Source organism: Rhodoferax sp. GW821-FHT07F03, from assembly GCF_059418745.1.
This window is the reverse complement of record NZ_JBWKQM010000001.1, coordinates 83,928-99,252: the sequence shown is the minus strand read 5'-3', so window position 1 is coordinate 99,252 and position 15,325 is coordinate 83,928. Positions and strand designations below refer to the sequence as shown.

Genomic DNA, 15,325 nt, shown 5'->3' with positions numbered 1-15,325 from the left:
CTTAGATGCGGTGCTGGTCGCTGTACGGCAGCATGGCGAGGAAACGCGCACGCTTGATAGCGGTGTTGAGCTGGCGCTGGAAAATCGCGCGGGTGCCGGTCAGGCGTGCGGGAATGATCTTGCCGTTTTCAGCAATGAAATCGCGCAGCGTGTCGATGTCCTTGTAGTCGATCTGTTCCACACCGGTCACGGTGAAGCGGCAGAAGCGCTTGCGCTTGAACAGCAGGGACTGGGTGTTGCGCTTCGGGCGCTTGTCTTTGTTATTGAAACGTTTTGGTCCGGCCATGATGGACTCCTGAATTAATCTGGTTGAAATTCTTGAATATGGAGCGCGGGGTTTTTACCCAATCGGGGACTGGCCAGAAAACCGGTGAATTGCCAACGGCTGCCCAGAGGCTGCTGCTGGATTCGCTCGGCTATCGCGCCAAAGGCAATTGCCTTGACCACGAGTTTGATTTGCCGTGTGTGGCCTGCTTGCTCCAGACTGGACTCGTGTTCGAGCACCATATCCAGGGCCGGCAGCCCGGCGGGCGTGTAGCGCAGATTTTTAAGCTCTGCAATACAGGCCGTCAAAACAACGTGGTTCACTCCGTTCGGTGACTCCGCGTAAGCACGCCACCTTAGTGGGCTGCGTACTCCGCCTGTTGCGTCTTGCGGGCTTCTTCACGCTCAACGGTCTTCATCATCGAAGATGGGCCGGTTTCGGCCTTCTTCATCACCACGGTCAGGTGGCGCAGCACGGCGTCGTTGAACTTGAACGCGTGTTCCAGTTCAGCCATGATGGCTTGGTCGGCTTCGATGTTGACGCACAGGTAGTGGGCCTTGGCCAGCTTGTTGATCAGGTACACCAGTTGACGGCGGCCCCAGTCTTCCACGCGGTGGATCTTGCCGCCGCCGGCAGTGATCATGCCCTTGTAGCGCTCCAGCATGGCTGGAACCTGTTCGCTTTGATCCGGGTGGATCATCAAAATGATTTCGTAATGACGCATATTTCTCCTTAGGGATGTAAAGCCACCCACTGCGTCTGTAGTGGTGTAGCAAGGGCAAAGCCAAGTATTATAGCGCGGCTTTTGCGCCCACAGCTTGGCGCCTCGACAAGAGGCTGACCAGCCAGACCGTCAGCGCGCCGGCTGGCAGCCCAAACACCCCCGCAGAAACCGGCTGAATACCCCACCACAGTCCGCTCTCATGCAGGCCGAGGAATGCCCGAACTACGGATGCATTCAAGGCCATATACCCCGTGGTCACCGCCAAACCCACCAGCATGCCGGCTACCGCACCGGCACGGGTCGCGCCCTGCCAGAAGATACCCGCCACCATGGCCGGAAAGAAGGCTGCAGCCGCCAGAGAAAACGAGGCCGAAACCAGAACCAGGATATTTGCAGGCTTTTGCGCGGCCACATAGGCCGCCACCAGGGCCAGCAGCAACAAGGCGAACTTGGACAACAGCACCCGCACCATGGGATCGGACCGCCCCCCCTTCCCCTCCAGATACAAATCATGGGCCAGGGCATTGCCCATGGTCAGCAACAGGCCATCGGCCGTGGAAAGGGCTGCCGCCAAGCCCCCCGCAGCCACCAAGCCAGATACGACATAGGGCAAACCGCCCAGCTCGGGGGTGGCAAGCATCACCAAGTCCGCCCCTAGCTTCAATTCTGCGAATTGCAGCACATGGTCGCCGTTGACATCGTTCACCGCCAGCAAACCGGGATCCACCTGGGCCCACTGGGCTATCCAGGTCGGCAGGCTTTCAAAGCTTTGGCCCACCAGATGGCTCATCACCTCGAATTTGACCAGCACCGCCAGAGCCGGCGCCGCCAGATACAACAAGGCAATGAACAGCAGCGACCACGCCACCGAGCTACGGGCCTCGGCCACCGAGGGCGTCGTGTAGAAGCGCGTCAACAAATGCGGCAGACCCGCGGTGCCGGTCATCAGGCAAAACACCAGCGCCAGGAAGTTCAAACGACTGGTGTTGAACAAGGCCGCCTCGGCAGGAGCTCCGTCCGGGTTGCCGGCAAACACCTGGGCATGCGGGGACATGCCAGCCAGCGGCCGGGCACGGTCCAGGTTGTCTTGCCGGGCCCTGCTCCACTGCTCACGCGCAGAAGCTACGTCGGACGGCAGTATGGCCAGTTCACGCGCGGCCTTGCGCACCAGCGCCGAATCCGCGCGGTCGGCCTTCAACTGCCGCAGATGCGCCTGCGCAGCCAGACGCTCCTGCTCCAAGGTCTTAGGCACATCGAGCAACATTTGCTCATACCGCGCCGCCCTGCGGCTGTATTCGGCAAGCACGGCCGTCTCCGCAGGAGACTCAGTAAGTTGCTTTTCCAAGGCGGCAATCTTGGGCAGTTGCTGACCATAGACCAAGATCGCCAAAGGATTACCCAACTGCTTATAGGCCAGCCAGGACACGGGGATCAAAAACGCCAGGATCAAGATCACGTACTGCGCCACCTGGGTCCAGGTCACCGCACGCATACCTCCCAAGAACGAGCACACCAGCACACCTCCCAGACCCAGCAAAATGCCGATCTCGAACTGCACCCCGGTCAAACGAGAGGTGATCAAACCCACGGCGTAAATCTGCGCCACCACATAGGTGAACGAGCACACTACGGCCGCTCCGGCGGCAATCCAGCGCGGCCAATGCCCTCCATAGCGCTGACCAAAAAAGTCGGGCACGGTATAGAGCTGCAGGCGACGCAAGCGCGGTGCGATCAGCAAGGCCACCAGGCAAAAGCCGCCCGTCCAGCCCATCATGTATGCCAACCCACCCGGCTGCCCGTCCGGCCCCGAAAAACCATTCAGGTACAAGCCACCTGCCAAGCCAATAAAGGATGCAGCACTCATCCAGTCGGCAGCAGTTGCCATGCCGTTGTAGACAGCCGGAATGCGCCGCCCTGCCACAAAGTATTCCGAAGGGTCCGAGGTACGGCAGTAGATGCCGATGCTCGCATACAGCGCCAATGTGGCGAACAGGAAAATGCCGCCTATCCAGTAGCGCGACAAACCTTGGTGCTCCGCCCAGGCCATGAGCGCCAGAAAACACAGCACACACGCCACGTACAGCGAGAAATTGCGGTGTAGTCCCCGGCGATAGCTTGCCTGGACGGACGCCGCCACCTCCTGGTCGGCCCCCACACCGCGCCTGCGCCAGGCATAGAGGCCGACGATGAGCAAATAGCACAACACCACGCCCTGGGCGCTAAACCAATAATTGAATGGCCAACCCGCCACCACCCAGCTCAGGTCGCGTGCGAAGAACACCACGCCAAACGACAGCAACGTCCACAGCACCAGCAAGCCAGTGCGCAAACGATCAAAGCGGGGAAGTGTGGCCAGTGGAGATAGGTGCACAGCAGATAGAAAAAGACCCACCGCAAAGCCGCAGACATTGCGACCTTGGTGGGTCCTTCATCCTAGCCCAGGCGCAGGCCTGGGCCTATCCGCAACAGCCCTAGGAGCCTGCGAGTTGCTTCCAGGTCGCCACCACGCTGTCGGGGTTCAGCGAGATCGATTCGATGCCCTGATCGGCCAGCCACTGGGCGAAGTCGGGGTGGTCGCTAGGGCCTTGGCCGCAAATGCCAACGTACTTGCCCTGCGCCTTGCAGGCGGTGATGGCACGGCTCAGCATGGCTTTGACGGCCGGATCACGTTCGTCGAAGTCGGCGGCCAGCAATTCCAAACCAGAATCCCGGTCCAGACCCAGGGTCAGCTGGGTCAGGTCGTTGGAGCCGATCGAGAAGCCATCGAAGTACTGCAGGAACTCGTCCGCCAGGATCGCATTGCTGGGCACCTCGCACATCATGATGACCTTCAAGCCATCCTGACCACGCTGCAGGCCGTGCTGAGCCAGCAACTTGGTGACCTTCTCGGCCTGGCCCAGGGTGCGCACAAAAGGCACCATCACCTGCACATTGCTCAGCCCCATGTCCTGGCGCACACGCTTCAGCGCGGCACACTCCATGGCAAAGGCTTCGCCGAAATCGGCGCTGATGTATCGCGCCGCGCCGCGGAAGCCCAGCATGGGGTTTTCTTCTTCCGGCTCGTAGCGGCTGCCGCCAATCAGCTTGCGGTATTCGTTGGACTTAAAGTCCGACAGGCGCACGATCACCGGCTTGGGCCAGAAGGCGGCGGCAATCGTTGCCACACCCTCGGCTACCTTGTCCACATAGAACGCACGAGGCGAGGCGTGGCCGCGGGCCACAGACTCGACGGCTTTCTTCAAGTCGCTGTCGATGTTCGGGTAGTCCAGGATGGCCTTGGGATGCACGCCGATGTTGTTATTGATGATGAACTCCAGCCGGGCCAGGCCCACGCCCTGGTTGGGCAACTGGCAGAAGTCGAAAGCCAGCTGGGGGTTGCCCACGTTCATCATGATCTTGGTCTTGATCTCGGGCATGGCACCGCGCTCGACTTCGGTCACCTCGGTTTCCAGCAGGCCGTCGTAGATCAGGCCGGTATCACCCTCTGCGCAGCTCACGGTCACCAGGGTGCCGGTCTTGAGCTTTTCGGTCGCGTCGCCGCAACCGACCACCGCAGGAATGCCCAGTTCACGCGCAATGATGGCGGCATGGCAGGTACGGCCGCCACGGTTGGTGACGATGGCACTGGCGCGCTTCATCACCGGCTCCCAGTTCGGGTCGGTCATGTCGGTCACCAGTACATCGCCGGGCTGGACTTCGTCCATTTGGCTGATGCTGTGCACCAGGCGCACCGGGCCGGTACCGATCTTCTGGCCAATCGCGCGGCCTTCGGCCAGGATGGCGCTTTTGCCTTTGAGTTTGTAGCGCAGCTCGGCCTTGTCTTTCTGCTGGCTCTTCACGGTTTCGGGGCGCGCCTGCAGGATGTAGAGCAGGCCGTCGGTGCCGTCCTTGCCCCATTCGATATCCATCGGGCGGCCGTAATGCTGCTCGATCACCAGGGCGTAATGGGCCAATTGTTCGACTTCGGTGTCGGTCAGCGAATAGCGGTTGCGCTGCTCGGTAGGCACGTCGGTGGTCTTCACCAGCTTGCCGGTGGCGGCTTTTTCAGCTGCGGTGGTGAATTCCATCTGGACCATCTTGGAGCCCAGGTTGCGGCGGATCAACGCGCGCTTGCCGGCCTGCAGCATGGGCTTGTGCACATAGAACTCGTCCGGGTTCACGGCACCCTGCACCACCGTTTCGCCCAGGCCGTAGCTGCTGGTGATGAACACCACCTGGTCGAAGCCGGATTCGGTGTCGATGGTGAACATCACACCGGCAGCGCCCAGGTCGGAGCGCACCATGCGCTGCACGCCGGCACTCAGGGCCACGATGTCGTGGGCAAAGCCTTTGTGCACGCGGTAGCTGATGGCGCGGTCGTTGTACAAAGAGGCAAACACCTCTTTCATCTTGTGCAACACGTCGTCGATGCCGACCACGTTGAGGAAGGTTTCCTGCTGGCCCGCGAACGAGGCGTCCGGCAAGTCTTCGGCTGTGGCCGACGAACGCACGGCAAACGAAGCCTCAGGGTTGCCCGCGCTCAGCTTGGCAAAAGCCTCGGTGATGGCGGCTTGCAGATCGGCCGGGAAAGGCTGGGCTTCCACCATGGCACGGATTTCTGCACCGGCCACGGCCAGGGCACGCACATCTTCAATATCCAGGCGCGCCAGGCGGGCACTGATCTTGTCGGCCAAGCCGTCATGCGCCAGAAAGGCCCGGAAGGCATAGGCCGTGGTGGCAAATCCGGTAGGTACCCGCACGCCCGTGGGCAGCTGGGAAATCATCTCGCCGAGGCTGGCGTTCTTGCCACCCACCGACTCGACGTCGTCCATTCTCAGTTGTTCAAAGGGTACGACCAGGGCGGTCGGGCTGAATAGTGCAGACATGGGAAGACTCCGAAGGTTAAAACCGGGTCTGCGCGTCCAAGGGCCTGGCCTTGGACGTCGCTGCACATGCCTGCCGCGCGACGGTGTTGTTGTTGGTCTGGGTAGCAACGGGGCATGGTGTGTGTGGGGTGTCGAAATAATTCCGAATGGCGCGATTGTAGAGAAGTCGGCGTTCCATCACATGCAAGTTACCGCCGAGTTACGAAATTTAGAAAAAACCATGAAATCGCACTCTAGCGCAATAACCACCTGCACAAGCAGCTACATCTTCAATAGCAAAATACCAAAACCAACCGTGCCGACTCGGCCGTCTACTTAGAACAAGACCGAGCGCTTCATCAGCGCCCGCGTGTCCGACAGCATGCCGGCCATGCGGTGCAAGGCATCTTGCGAGTCGCCCTCCTCGATGGCGGAAAACACCTTCTGGTGCTCGGGTAACGCATTCTTGAAATCACCGGCATTGCGTGCCGTGATATCCAACAGGGATTCCAGCGCGCTACCGATGATGGCAGCCAGCGGCATCAGCAAGGGATTATTGGTAGCTTTCAGGATGGCGGTGTGAAAGGCCAGATCAGCCTCCACCCATTCGCCGATGGAAGTGCAAGCCTCCATGGTCTTCAAGGCTGCGCGTATCACCACCAGCTGTTCCGGGCTGCGGCTGGCAGCCGCCAGCGAGGCAGCCGCCGGTTCGATGATTTCACGCAGCTCGGTCAAATGGCGCAGAAACTCGGCGTCTGCCCCGATCGCGCAGCGCCAGGCCAGGATGTCCGGGTCCAGCAGATTCCACAGATCGCGGTTGCGTACACGGGTGCCGATGCGCGGACGAGACTCCAGTAAACCCTTGGCGGCCAAGACCTTGACGGCCTCGCGCAACGCCGTGCGACTGACCTGCAGCTCCTGGCATAGCTGCTCTTCGTTGGGCAGCAGCGCCTCGGCAGGATAAATGCCGCCGACGATACGCTTACCCAACTCACTGACCACTTGGCCGTGCAGGTTACGGCCGGTATACATCGAAGCAGAATGGGGAAGTACAGGATGCATGCAGGGTGCCGCGCCTCATGGCGCCTCGTAAATGCCTAATAAATTCGATTGCCGGGCTTGTCAAAGAGCAATGATAGGCGCGTCTGGAAGCAGGCCTCATAAGCCTGGCCGGTCTTCAATGCCCGGCCATGCTCGGTCTTGATGACGATGGTGCCGCCCGCGGCGGAACGTGCATAGGCAAAGGTTTCACCGCCCAAGTGTTCCAGCATGTCGATGGTCAGTGGCAGGCGGCCATCTCCATCCTCGCGGAAATGCTCGGGGCGCACACCCAGTTGCACCTCGGTGCCCGCCGCCGGAGCCGTGCCCTTCAAAGGTACGGACACCACCAGCTCGCCAAAGCCGGCCAGGGCCACATGGCATAACGGCCCATCGCTGCCCAGCACCCGCCCGTCAAAGAAGTTCATCTTCGGCGAACCAATGAAGCCGGCCACAAAAGTATTTGCCGGGTTGTCGTACACCTCCAGCGGCGCCCCTACCTGCTCGATCAGGCCGGCACGCAGCACCACGATCTTGTTGGCCAGGGTCATGGCCTCGACCTGGTCGTGCGTCACGTACACGATGGTGGAGCCCAGTTCACGGTGCAGGCGCGCGATCTCGATGCGCATGTGCACGCGCAGCTCTGCGTCCAGATTGGACAAGGGCTCATCGAACAAAAACACCTTGGGGTCGCGCACGATGGCCCGGCCTATGGCCACACGCTGGCGCTGGCCGCCAGACAAGGCCTTGGGCTTGCGGTCCATCAGCGGGCCCAGACCCAGGATTTTGGCGGCGGCGTCCACCTTGCTGGCCACCTCGGCCTTGGGCACACCGGCGAACTTGAGCGCAAAGCCCATGTTCTCGCGCACCGTCATGTGCGGGTATAGCGCATATGACTGGAACACCATGGCGATACCGCGCTTGGACGGGTCCAACTCGTTTACGCGCTGGCCGCCGATCTCCATCACGCCGTCGGTGATGTCTTCCAGGCCAGAGATCATGCGTAGCAGCGTGGACTTGCCACAGCCAGACGGCCCAACAAAAACGACAAACTCGCCCTTGTTGATCTCCAGGTCCACACCGCGGATCACATGCGTGCCACCAAAGGATTTTTTAACGTTGCTTAATTTGACATCTGCCATTTTTATTTTCCCGCAGGCGCTTTGCCTCTTACTCCTGTTGCATCAGCATGTGGTGAGCGTCGTGGTGTGCTGGCCCAGGCGCTGCGTGGACACAGTCACCACGCTGTCGCTGCGCTCGCCCGTGCTCTCCACCCAGAAACCTGCCACACCACCTTTGAATGCCAGGGCCGCAGGGCCCAGCAATTTGGCGCCACCCGAGACCTGCAGCGACACCACATCGTCCAGGAACGGCAGCAAGCGGCCATGCTGGTCCAACGCGCGCACGATGAAGCGCACTGCATCCTTCTCACCCGCGATCAGCTCCGTGCTGTCAGCCTGCACATCCAGCATGGTGGGCAGCGGGTTGCCACTGAGCAGCACCTGTTTGACCGGCTTGCCATCCACATAGCCGGTCAAGCGGCCGTCCATCCACTGCATGCCCCAGGCGCCCAGCTCCTGCGGGTCGACGTGGCGGCTATCAATCACCACCGGCGCATGCGGCAGATGCGGGTACTGCGCACGGTCGGGCTCGATACGGATGGCCGGGAAGCTGCCGAACTGGAATTCCAGATAGTCGCAGTTCGTCAGCACGATCAGGGGCAAGGCCTCGCAGCGGTCCTTCTCGCCGCGTGCCCAATAGGTCACGGGCTCCAGCACCACCTGCTCTTGCGGGGCGCACTGGCTGGCGTAGGCGAAGGCAGCAAACTTGGGCTCGCGGAAGATGTCCATCACGCCGTGGTGGCAGATACGGTCGCCCGCACCAAAGTCCTTGTGCGTGTTGTAGTCGAACATGCACCAGCCAATGGAGCCAGCAATCTGCGGGTTGCCGTAAGCCTTGTTCAGCACATCCAGATAGCGGGTCACATGCTCGGCCTGGCGCACCTCGGGGTCGATGCGCTTGGTGGGGAACATATGGCCGTTGAACTCGGTCACCAGGTAGGGCACATCTTTGTCCAAGCCGGTGACGTAACGCGGTGGCCGCAGCGGCGCGGGCGGCTGGCCGCGCATCCATTCGGGCGTGGCCACGTGGCAGAAGTCGTTAACGGTGTAGACGTCTTCCAGCAGCTCGCTGTTCTCGATGTAGCGCACACCACCGGTCTGGCGCGTACTGTCCAACGCGCGGGCCATGGCATTGGTGCGGGTGTAGAAGTCGTGGTCGTCCTGCGACTCGTTGATGCGCACGCCCCAGAGGATGATGGAGGGGTGGTTCCAGTCGCGCTCCACCATGCGGCGCACGTTCTCTACCGACTCGTCCTTCCAGGCCGCACCGCCAATATGCTGCCAGCCCGGAATCTCTTCAAACACCAACAGACCGATCTCGTCGCAGCGGTCCAGAAAATAGCTGGACTGCGGGTAGTGCGAGGTGCGCACCAGGTTGCACTTCAGCACCTCCTTCAGCACGTCTGCGTCCTTCTGCTGCGCGCGGCGGCCCATGGCGTAGCCCACGTAAGGGAAGGACTGGTGGCGGTTCAGGCCCCGGATTTTGAGCGGCTTGCCGTTGAAGGAAAAGCCCTCGGTGGTGAAGCGTGCGGTGCGAAAGCCAAAGCGGGCGCTGAGCTGGTCGCTGCCTGCGCTGCTGGCGAGCGTTGCGCGGACCAGGTACAGCGCGGGGCTGTCCAACTCCCACAGTTGCAGGCCCGCCAATTGTTCAAACGATGCACTGAAGCCATCGGCATCCACCGCCACAGTTTGCTGTTGCAGCACAGCCCCCTCCACGGTGCACACCTCTACCAGCGCGGTGCCGGTAAAGGCCATGCCGGTGGGGTTGGCCAGAAAGCCTTTGACGGACACACCTTTGGCATCGCTCAGCTCATTCAATGTTTCAATTTTCAGATTGGCGATGGATACCGGGTCCGTCACCTGCAGCCATACGTCACGGTAGATGCCGGCATAGGTCAGGTAGTCGATCTGGCCGCCGAAGGGGGGGATCTCGGGGTTCTCGCTGCCATCGACCTTCACGGTCAGCAGGTTGTCACCCGCTTGCAGATAGTCGGTCAGGCGGGCCTGGAACGGGGTGTAGCCATCCTTGTGGCTGGCCACCTGGTGGCCATTGAGCCAGACCACGGTATTGGCCATGGCGCCGTCAAACTGCAGCGTTACTTCCTTGCCAGCAAACCCGGGCTGCCAGGCCAGCTGGTACTGGTAGCCGAATTCCTTTTGGAAGCTGCGCTCGTCGAAGTAGTTCATGTCCAGGTCCACCGCGTTGTGCGGCAGGCGGACAGAGGCACCCGCCTTGGGCTGGGTGGTCAGATCGCTGGAAAAATCGGCGTGGAATACCCAGCCGGCGGTCAATGGAGTCACGGTACGCATATGTGGAAAACCTATTTAACGGAACCCAGCATGCCTTCGACAAACTGGCGCTGCATGGCAAAGAAAACAACCAGGGTGGGAATGGTGGCCAGGATGGTGGCGACCATGATCACGCCGAAGTCCGGCGTATACGACGAGCCCAGTGACGACAGCACCAGGGTGATGGTCTTCAGTTCAACCGACTGCAACACAATCAACGGCCACAGAAAGCTGTTCCAGATGGTCATGAAGACGATGATGAAGGCCGCCGCGTAGGTGGAGCGCATCACCGGCAGATAGACGAACAGGAAGATTTGCCATTCCTTCAAGCCATCCACCCGCGCCGCGTCGCGCAGCTCCAGCGGGAAGGACTTGGTGTTCTGGCGGAAGTAGAAAATCATGTACGCCGACGCAATGCCCGGCAGGATCACCGCCATGTGCGTGTCCAGCATGTCGAACGAGGCTAGCAGGATGAACAGCGGAATCATCAGCGCCGAGAACGGAATCATCATCGACAGCAGCACGCCCTGGTAGACACGCTCACGGCCGGGTGAACGGAATATCTCGAAGCCATAGCCGGCCAACGACGATACCGCCAGCGTCAGGAACGAGCCCAGAATCGCCACCTTGCCGGAGTTCCAGAACACCAGGCCCACGTCGAACAGCTCGGCGAACTTGTGGTAGTTCTCGGCCAGCGCATTGCCAAAGCTCATCTTGCCTTTGGTGATATCGTGGCTTTCATTGGTGGCGCTGATCAGCATCCAGACAAACGGGAAGATGGACAACAGCGCCATCAACCACAAAAACCCATACACCAGGGCCGTGCGTAACTTTCCGCTCCATTGGCTCATTGATCACGCTCCCGGGCTGCATAAAACTGGATGAAGGCCAAGATCGCCACCAGCACCACGATCACATACGAGACCGTGGCGGCGTAGCCAAAGTTAGGCACGTATTTAAAGGACAGGTTGTAGATGTACAGCGACAGCGTCAGCGTGCTGTCCGCCGGCCCGCCGTTGGTGATGTTCATGGCCTCGTCGAACATCTGCAGCGTGCCGATGGTGGAAGTGACCGTGGTGAACAAAATCACCGGCTTCAGCACCGGAATGGTGATCGACAGGAACCGCCGTGTGGCCGATATGCCGTCGATGCGTGCCGCCTCGTAGATCGACTTGTCCACGTTCTGCATGGCCGCCAGATAGAAGATCATGTTGTAGCCGGTCCAGCGCCAGGTGATGGCGACGATCACCACCACGCGGGCCCAGAACGGGTCGGTCAACCAGGGCACGGCCTCAGAAACCAGGCCCAGCCCCATCAGCGTGCTGTTGACCACGCCGTCATAAGAGAACATGCTTTTGAACAGCACCGAATACGCCACCAGAGAAGTCACGCAGGGCAAAAACACGGCGGTACGCAGCAGGCCGCGGCCCTTGAGGTTGGGAATATTCAGGCACGAGGCCATCACCAGGGCCAGCACGATCATGATGGGCACCTGCACCACCAGAAAGATGGAGGTATTGGTCAAGGCCCGCAGGAACATGGGGTCGTCCAGCAGACGCTGCACATTGCCCAGGCCGACAAACCTGGTCATGGTGCCCTGCCCAGACTGCACCGACATCCATAGCGATTTGCCTATGGGGTACAGCATGAAGACAGAGATCAAGGCCATCGCCACGGAGACGAAGGCCCATCCGTTGATATCAAAGAAGCGGCTGGAACTCGGCTTGCTTGCTTGCCGCATAAAGGCTCCCGGGAACAATACACACGGGGGCAGCGCCAGCGCCGCCCCCACTCAAAAAAATGCTTACTTGATTTGCGCCGACAGCTGTTGCTGGATCTTGTCCAGCAGCTGGTCCACCGGCACGCCCTGGTTCAGCGCCGGCAGTTGGGCCGACACAGCCGCATCACCCTCGTAGGTGTAGATGCCGTAGTTCACGCTGGGGATCTTGCCCAGCCAGTCGCTGTAGCGCTGCCACACCTGGGCGCCGCCAAAGAACGGATCAGCTTCGGCATAGGCCTTGCCGCTACGCGATGCCAGCAGCGTGCCCACAGCGCCACGTGCGGTCAGGATGCTCTGGTAGAAGTCCACGTCCTTGGCGTAGATTTCATTCAGGAAGTCGATGGCCTGTGCCTTCTCCTTGCCGCCGCTCAGCACATACCAGCTGGAGCCACCCAAGTTGGACGCATGGCCGGCGCCTGGGATGTCCAGCGCCGGTGTGGGCGCCACGCCCCATTGGCCGGACTGGCCTTTTTCAGACTTGACCGAACCGGTGATCCACACGCCGGTAGTAATAGAAGCCACGTCGCCCTTGTTCACCGCACCCACGTATTCGGCCCAGTTGGTCACGGGCTTGACGATGCCGGCCTTGAACAACTTGCCCTGGGTTTCCAGCGCGGCCTTCAGTGCGGGGTTGTTCTTGATGTCGAGCTTGCCGTCTTTGTCGAAGTACCAGCGACCGGCGGACTGCATCATCACGCGGATCAGGCCGTTGTCATTGGGGTCGATGCCCAGCATCTTCTTGCCGGTGGTGGCGACGACCTTCTTGCCGATTTCAATATAGCGGTCCCAGGAGATGTTCTCCATGTCCTTCTCAGAAAAGCCGGCCTTGGCCAGCAAGTCCTTGCGGTAGTACATGCCGGTCACGCCCGAATCGAACGGCAGGCCGTAGGTCTTGCCGTCGATGGTCATCAGGTCCACCTTGTATTTGGCGAAGCCCGCGTAGTTCACCACGCCCGACATGGGCTCGAACGCACCAGGGAAGGAGCGCAGGTATTTTTGGGCGTTGTAGTCTTCCACCAGCACCACATCGGGCAAGGACTTGGTCACGCCGGAAGCCAGCATGGTCTGCAACTTTTGCTCCACGTCCGCCTTGGACATGTCCACGATCTTGAACGTCGCATCAGGGTGCTTGGCCGTGTAACGGGCCGCCGCCTCTTTCATGATGGCGATGTTGAAGTTCGGGTCCCAGGCCCAGACGGTGACTTCCTTGGCCGACACCGCAGCAGCGGTCATCAAGCCCATGGATGCCAAAGCCAGACTGGCCACGGCGGTGGTTGGTTTTGCAAAATGCATGGTGCTCTTTCGTCTCTTGTACTATGGTTGACGTGTCTGCGCCGGCCACCCACGCCCGTGTACGGAACACAGGGCGCCCGGTAGCGGGGCAGTGCAGGTCCGCTGGCCAAGGCCGCCGACCCACATTCATATTACAAATAACCTCTAGCCAACTCACCGGGGATTACCCTTGGCTGCTTTGGCCCTTCCAGTGGGCACTGCCGCATTCGTAAAAGTAACAGAGTGTGAGCGTCCCCCCTCTTGCCGATGGAATTGGCTTAATCATCATATTTTTAAAGTACCGACATGCCCGACAGCATCCACTTCTACGAACCCCGACTGGGTCATGGCTTGCCGCACGACCCGTTCAATGCCATCGTCGGGCCGCGCCCCATCGGCTGGATCGCCTCGCACAACGCCGAAGGTGCGCTGAACCTGGCGCCCTACAGCTTCTTCAACGGCTTCAACTACATCCCGCCCATCATCGGTTTTGCCAGCGTGGGTTACAAGGACACGCTGCGCAACATCGAGCAGACCCGCGAATTCGTCTGGAACCTGGCCACCCGCGACCTGGCCGAGGCCATGAACCAAACCTGCCAGGCTGTGCCCCCCGAGGTGAACGAGTTCGCGCTGGCCGGCCTGACGCCCGCGCCCAGCCGCGTAGTGGCCGTACCCCGGGTACAAGAAAGCCCGGTGTCCTTCGAATGCCGTTGCACCCAGATCGTGCAACTGCAGGCCGCCAGCGGCGCGCAAATCAGCACCTGGCTGGTATTGGGCGAAGTGGTGGCCGTGCACATCGCCAAAAGCCTGCTGAAAAACGGGGTGTACGACACCGCCGCAGCCGGCCACATCCTGCGCGGCGGCGGCCCGGCCGACTACTTCAGCGTGGGGCCGGAACAGCTGTTTCGCATGCACCGCCCGCGCTGAACGCAGCACGGCTGCTTTCCTATTTTGATAGCGGCTTACGCAGGTGTTACCTGCGCTGCCGGCCAGTTTGAGCGCAAACTTCGGCAGACTTTGCGTGGCTGCAGTACATTGGCGGCTATGCCTGAATCCACCCCGTACCTGACCGAGCCACTGGCCGACCTGGCCGCCTGGACGCGCTATTTCTGCGACGCCGAAATCCCCGTGCTGGCCACCACCTCGCAGGCCCTGGAGGCGCTGCGCGCCATAGAAGACGATGTGGATGCCGCCATGCTGACCGAGGCCATCCAGCCCGACCCGCTGATGACCATCAAGCTCATGGCCTACGCAGCCAAGCAGCGCCGGCCCGGCGACTTCACCGAGACCGAGAGCATCACCAGCGCCCTGGTGATGACCGGCATCGCCCCCTTCTTCCGCCACTTTGGCCTGCAGCCCACCATCGAAGACCGGCTGCACGACCAGCCCGAGGCGCTGGCCGGCCTGCGCGAGCTGCTGCAGCGTGCAGAACGGGCCCGCCTGTTCGCCCTGGGCTTTGCCGTGCACCGCAACGACATGGACGTGGACGTGATCCAGCGCGCCGCCTTTCTGCACGACTTTGCCGAGATGCTGATGTGGTGCCACGCTCCCACGCTGGAGCTGCAGATCCGCCAGGCCCAAAAAGCCGACCCCAACCTGCGCAGCGCCAGCATCCAGAAAAGCCTGCTCAACATCGAACTGGACGACCTGGCCCTGGCCCTGATGAAGCTGTGGCACCTGCCCTCGCTGCTGGTGCGCATCAGCGATACCAAGCATGCCGACCAGGCCAATGTGCGCAATGTGGTGCTGGCCGTGCGGGTCGCCCGCCACACCATGCACGGCTGGGACAACCCGGCCCTGCCAGACGATGTGAACGACATCGCCGAGCTGCTCAACGCCGCACCGCGCATCGCCCTGGCCTATCTGCACAAGATAGACGCCTCGGCCTGAGAGCCCGCCCAAGGCTCACAAAATAATCCGCCTCCAGCGCAGGCAATACCTGCGCTGGAAGCTATCAAAAGAATAGCAATCAGCAAACCGCACGCAATCCCG

Annotated in this window: 13 protein-coding genes; 2 read left to right on the top strand and 11 right to left on the bottom strand. The window is 61.1% G+C overall.

What is annotated here, in order from left to right:
* Position 1: 1 nt before the first annotated feature.
* The 11 genes from rpsR to AC07R0_RS00380 all read right to left on the bottom strand — a co-directional run bounded on the left by rpsR (position 2) and on the right by AC07R0_RS00380 (position 13,354).
* Positions 2-286, bottom strand: a complete 285-nt coding sequence (gene rpsR / locus AC07R0_RS00430; RefSeq protein WP_092761761.1) for a 30S ribosomal protein S18 — start codon at positions 284-286, stop codon at positions 2-4.
* A 14-nt stretch (positions 287-300) separates the two neighbouring features.
* Complete coding sequence (priB, locus tag AC07R0_RS00425; protein ID WP_495076359.1) at positions 301-588, bottom strand: primosomal replication protein N; 288 nt, start codon at positions 586-588, stop codon at positions 301-303.
* Between the two features lie 32 nt (positions 589-620).
* The gene (gene rpsF, locus AC07R0_RS00420; RefSeq protein ID WP_092761765.1) at positions 621-989 is read right to left on the bottom strand and encodes a 30S ribosomal protein S6; all 369 of its coding nucleotides are present in this window, start codon (positions 987-989) and stop codon (positions 621-623) included.
* 67 nt (positions 990-1,056) lie between these two features.
* Positions 1,057-3,360: a VC_2705 family sodium/solute symporter gene (locus AC07R0_RS00415; protein WP_495103349.1), complete on the bottom strand. Its 2,304-nt coding sequence runs from the start codon at positions 3,358-3,360 to the stop codon at positions 1,057-1,059.
* Positions 3,361-3,460: 100 nt separating this feature from the next.
* Positions 3,461-5,854: a phosphoenolpyruvate synthase gene (gene ppsA, locus AC07R0_RS00410; protein WP_495103348.1), complete on the bottom strand. Its 2,394-nt coding sequence runs from the start codon at positions 5,852-5,854 to the stop codon at positions 3,461-3,463.
* A 315-nt stretch (positions 5,855-6,169) separates the two neighbouring features.
* Positions 6,170-6,865, bottom strand: a complete 696-nt coding sequence (locus AC07R0_RS00405; RefSeq protein ID WP_495103347.1) for a FadR/GntR family transcriptional regulator — start codon at positions 6,863-6,865, stop codon at positions 6,170-6,172.
* Positions 6,866-6,930: 65 nt separating this feature from the next.
* On the bottom strand, positions 6,931-8,013 hold the full coding sequence (locus AC07R0_RS00400) for an ABC transporter ATP-binding protein (protein WP_495103346.1): 1,083 nt from the start codon (positions 8,011-8,013) through the stop codon (positions 6,931-6,933).
* A 42-nt stretch (positions 8,014-8,055) separates the two neighbouring features.
* The gene (locus AC07R0_RS00395; protein ID WP_495103345.1) at positions 8,056-10,302 is read right to left on the bottom strand and encodes a glycoside hydrolase family 2 protein; all 2,247 of its coding nucleotides are present in this window, start codon (positions 10,300-10,302) and stop codon (positions 8,056-8,058) included.
* 11 nt (positions 10,303-10,313) lie between these two features.
* Positions 10,314-11,132, bottom strand: a complete 819-nt coding sequence (locus tag AC07R0_RS00390; RefSeq protein ID WP_495076353.1) for a carbohydrate ABC transporter permease — start codon at positions 11,130-11,132, stop codon at positions 10,314-10,316.
* A complete protein-coding gene (locus AC07R0_RS00385) occupies positions 11,129-12,022 on the bottom strand; it encodes a carbohydrate ABC transporter permease (protein WP_495103344.1) in 894 nt (297 codons plus the stop codon). Before AC07R0_RS00385 ends, AC07R0_RS00390 begins: the two co-directional genes overlap by 4 nt.
* Before the next feature lie 63 nt (positions 12,023-12,085).
* Positions 12,086-13,354, bottom strand: a complete 1,269-nt coding sequence (locus AC07R0_RS00380; protein WP_495103343.1) for an ABC transporter substrate-binding protein — start codon at positions 13,352-13,354, stop codon at positions 12,086-12,088.
* 285 nt (positions 13,355-13,639) lie between these two features.
* Here AC07R0_RS00380 and AC07R0_RS00375 point away from each other — a divergent pair, with 285 nt between their 5' ends.
* On the top strand, positions 13,640-14,260 hold the full coding sequence (locus AC07R0_RS00375; protein ID WP_495103342.1) for a flavin reductase family protein: 621 nt from the start codon (positions 13,640-13,642) through the stop codon (positions 14,258-14,260).
* Positions 14,261-14,377: 117 nt separating this feature from the next.
* Positions 14,378-15,223, top strand: coding sequence for an HDOD domain-containing protein (locus tag AC07R0_RS00370; protein ID WP_495103341.1), 846 nt, complete (start codon positions 14,378-14,380; stop codon positions 15,221-15,223).
* Positions 15,224-15,325 lie beyond the last annotated feature (102 nt).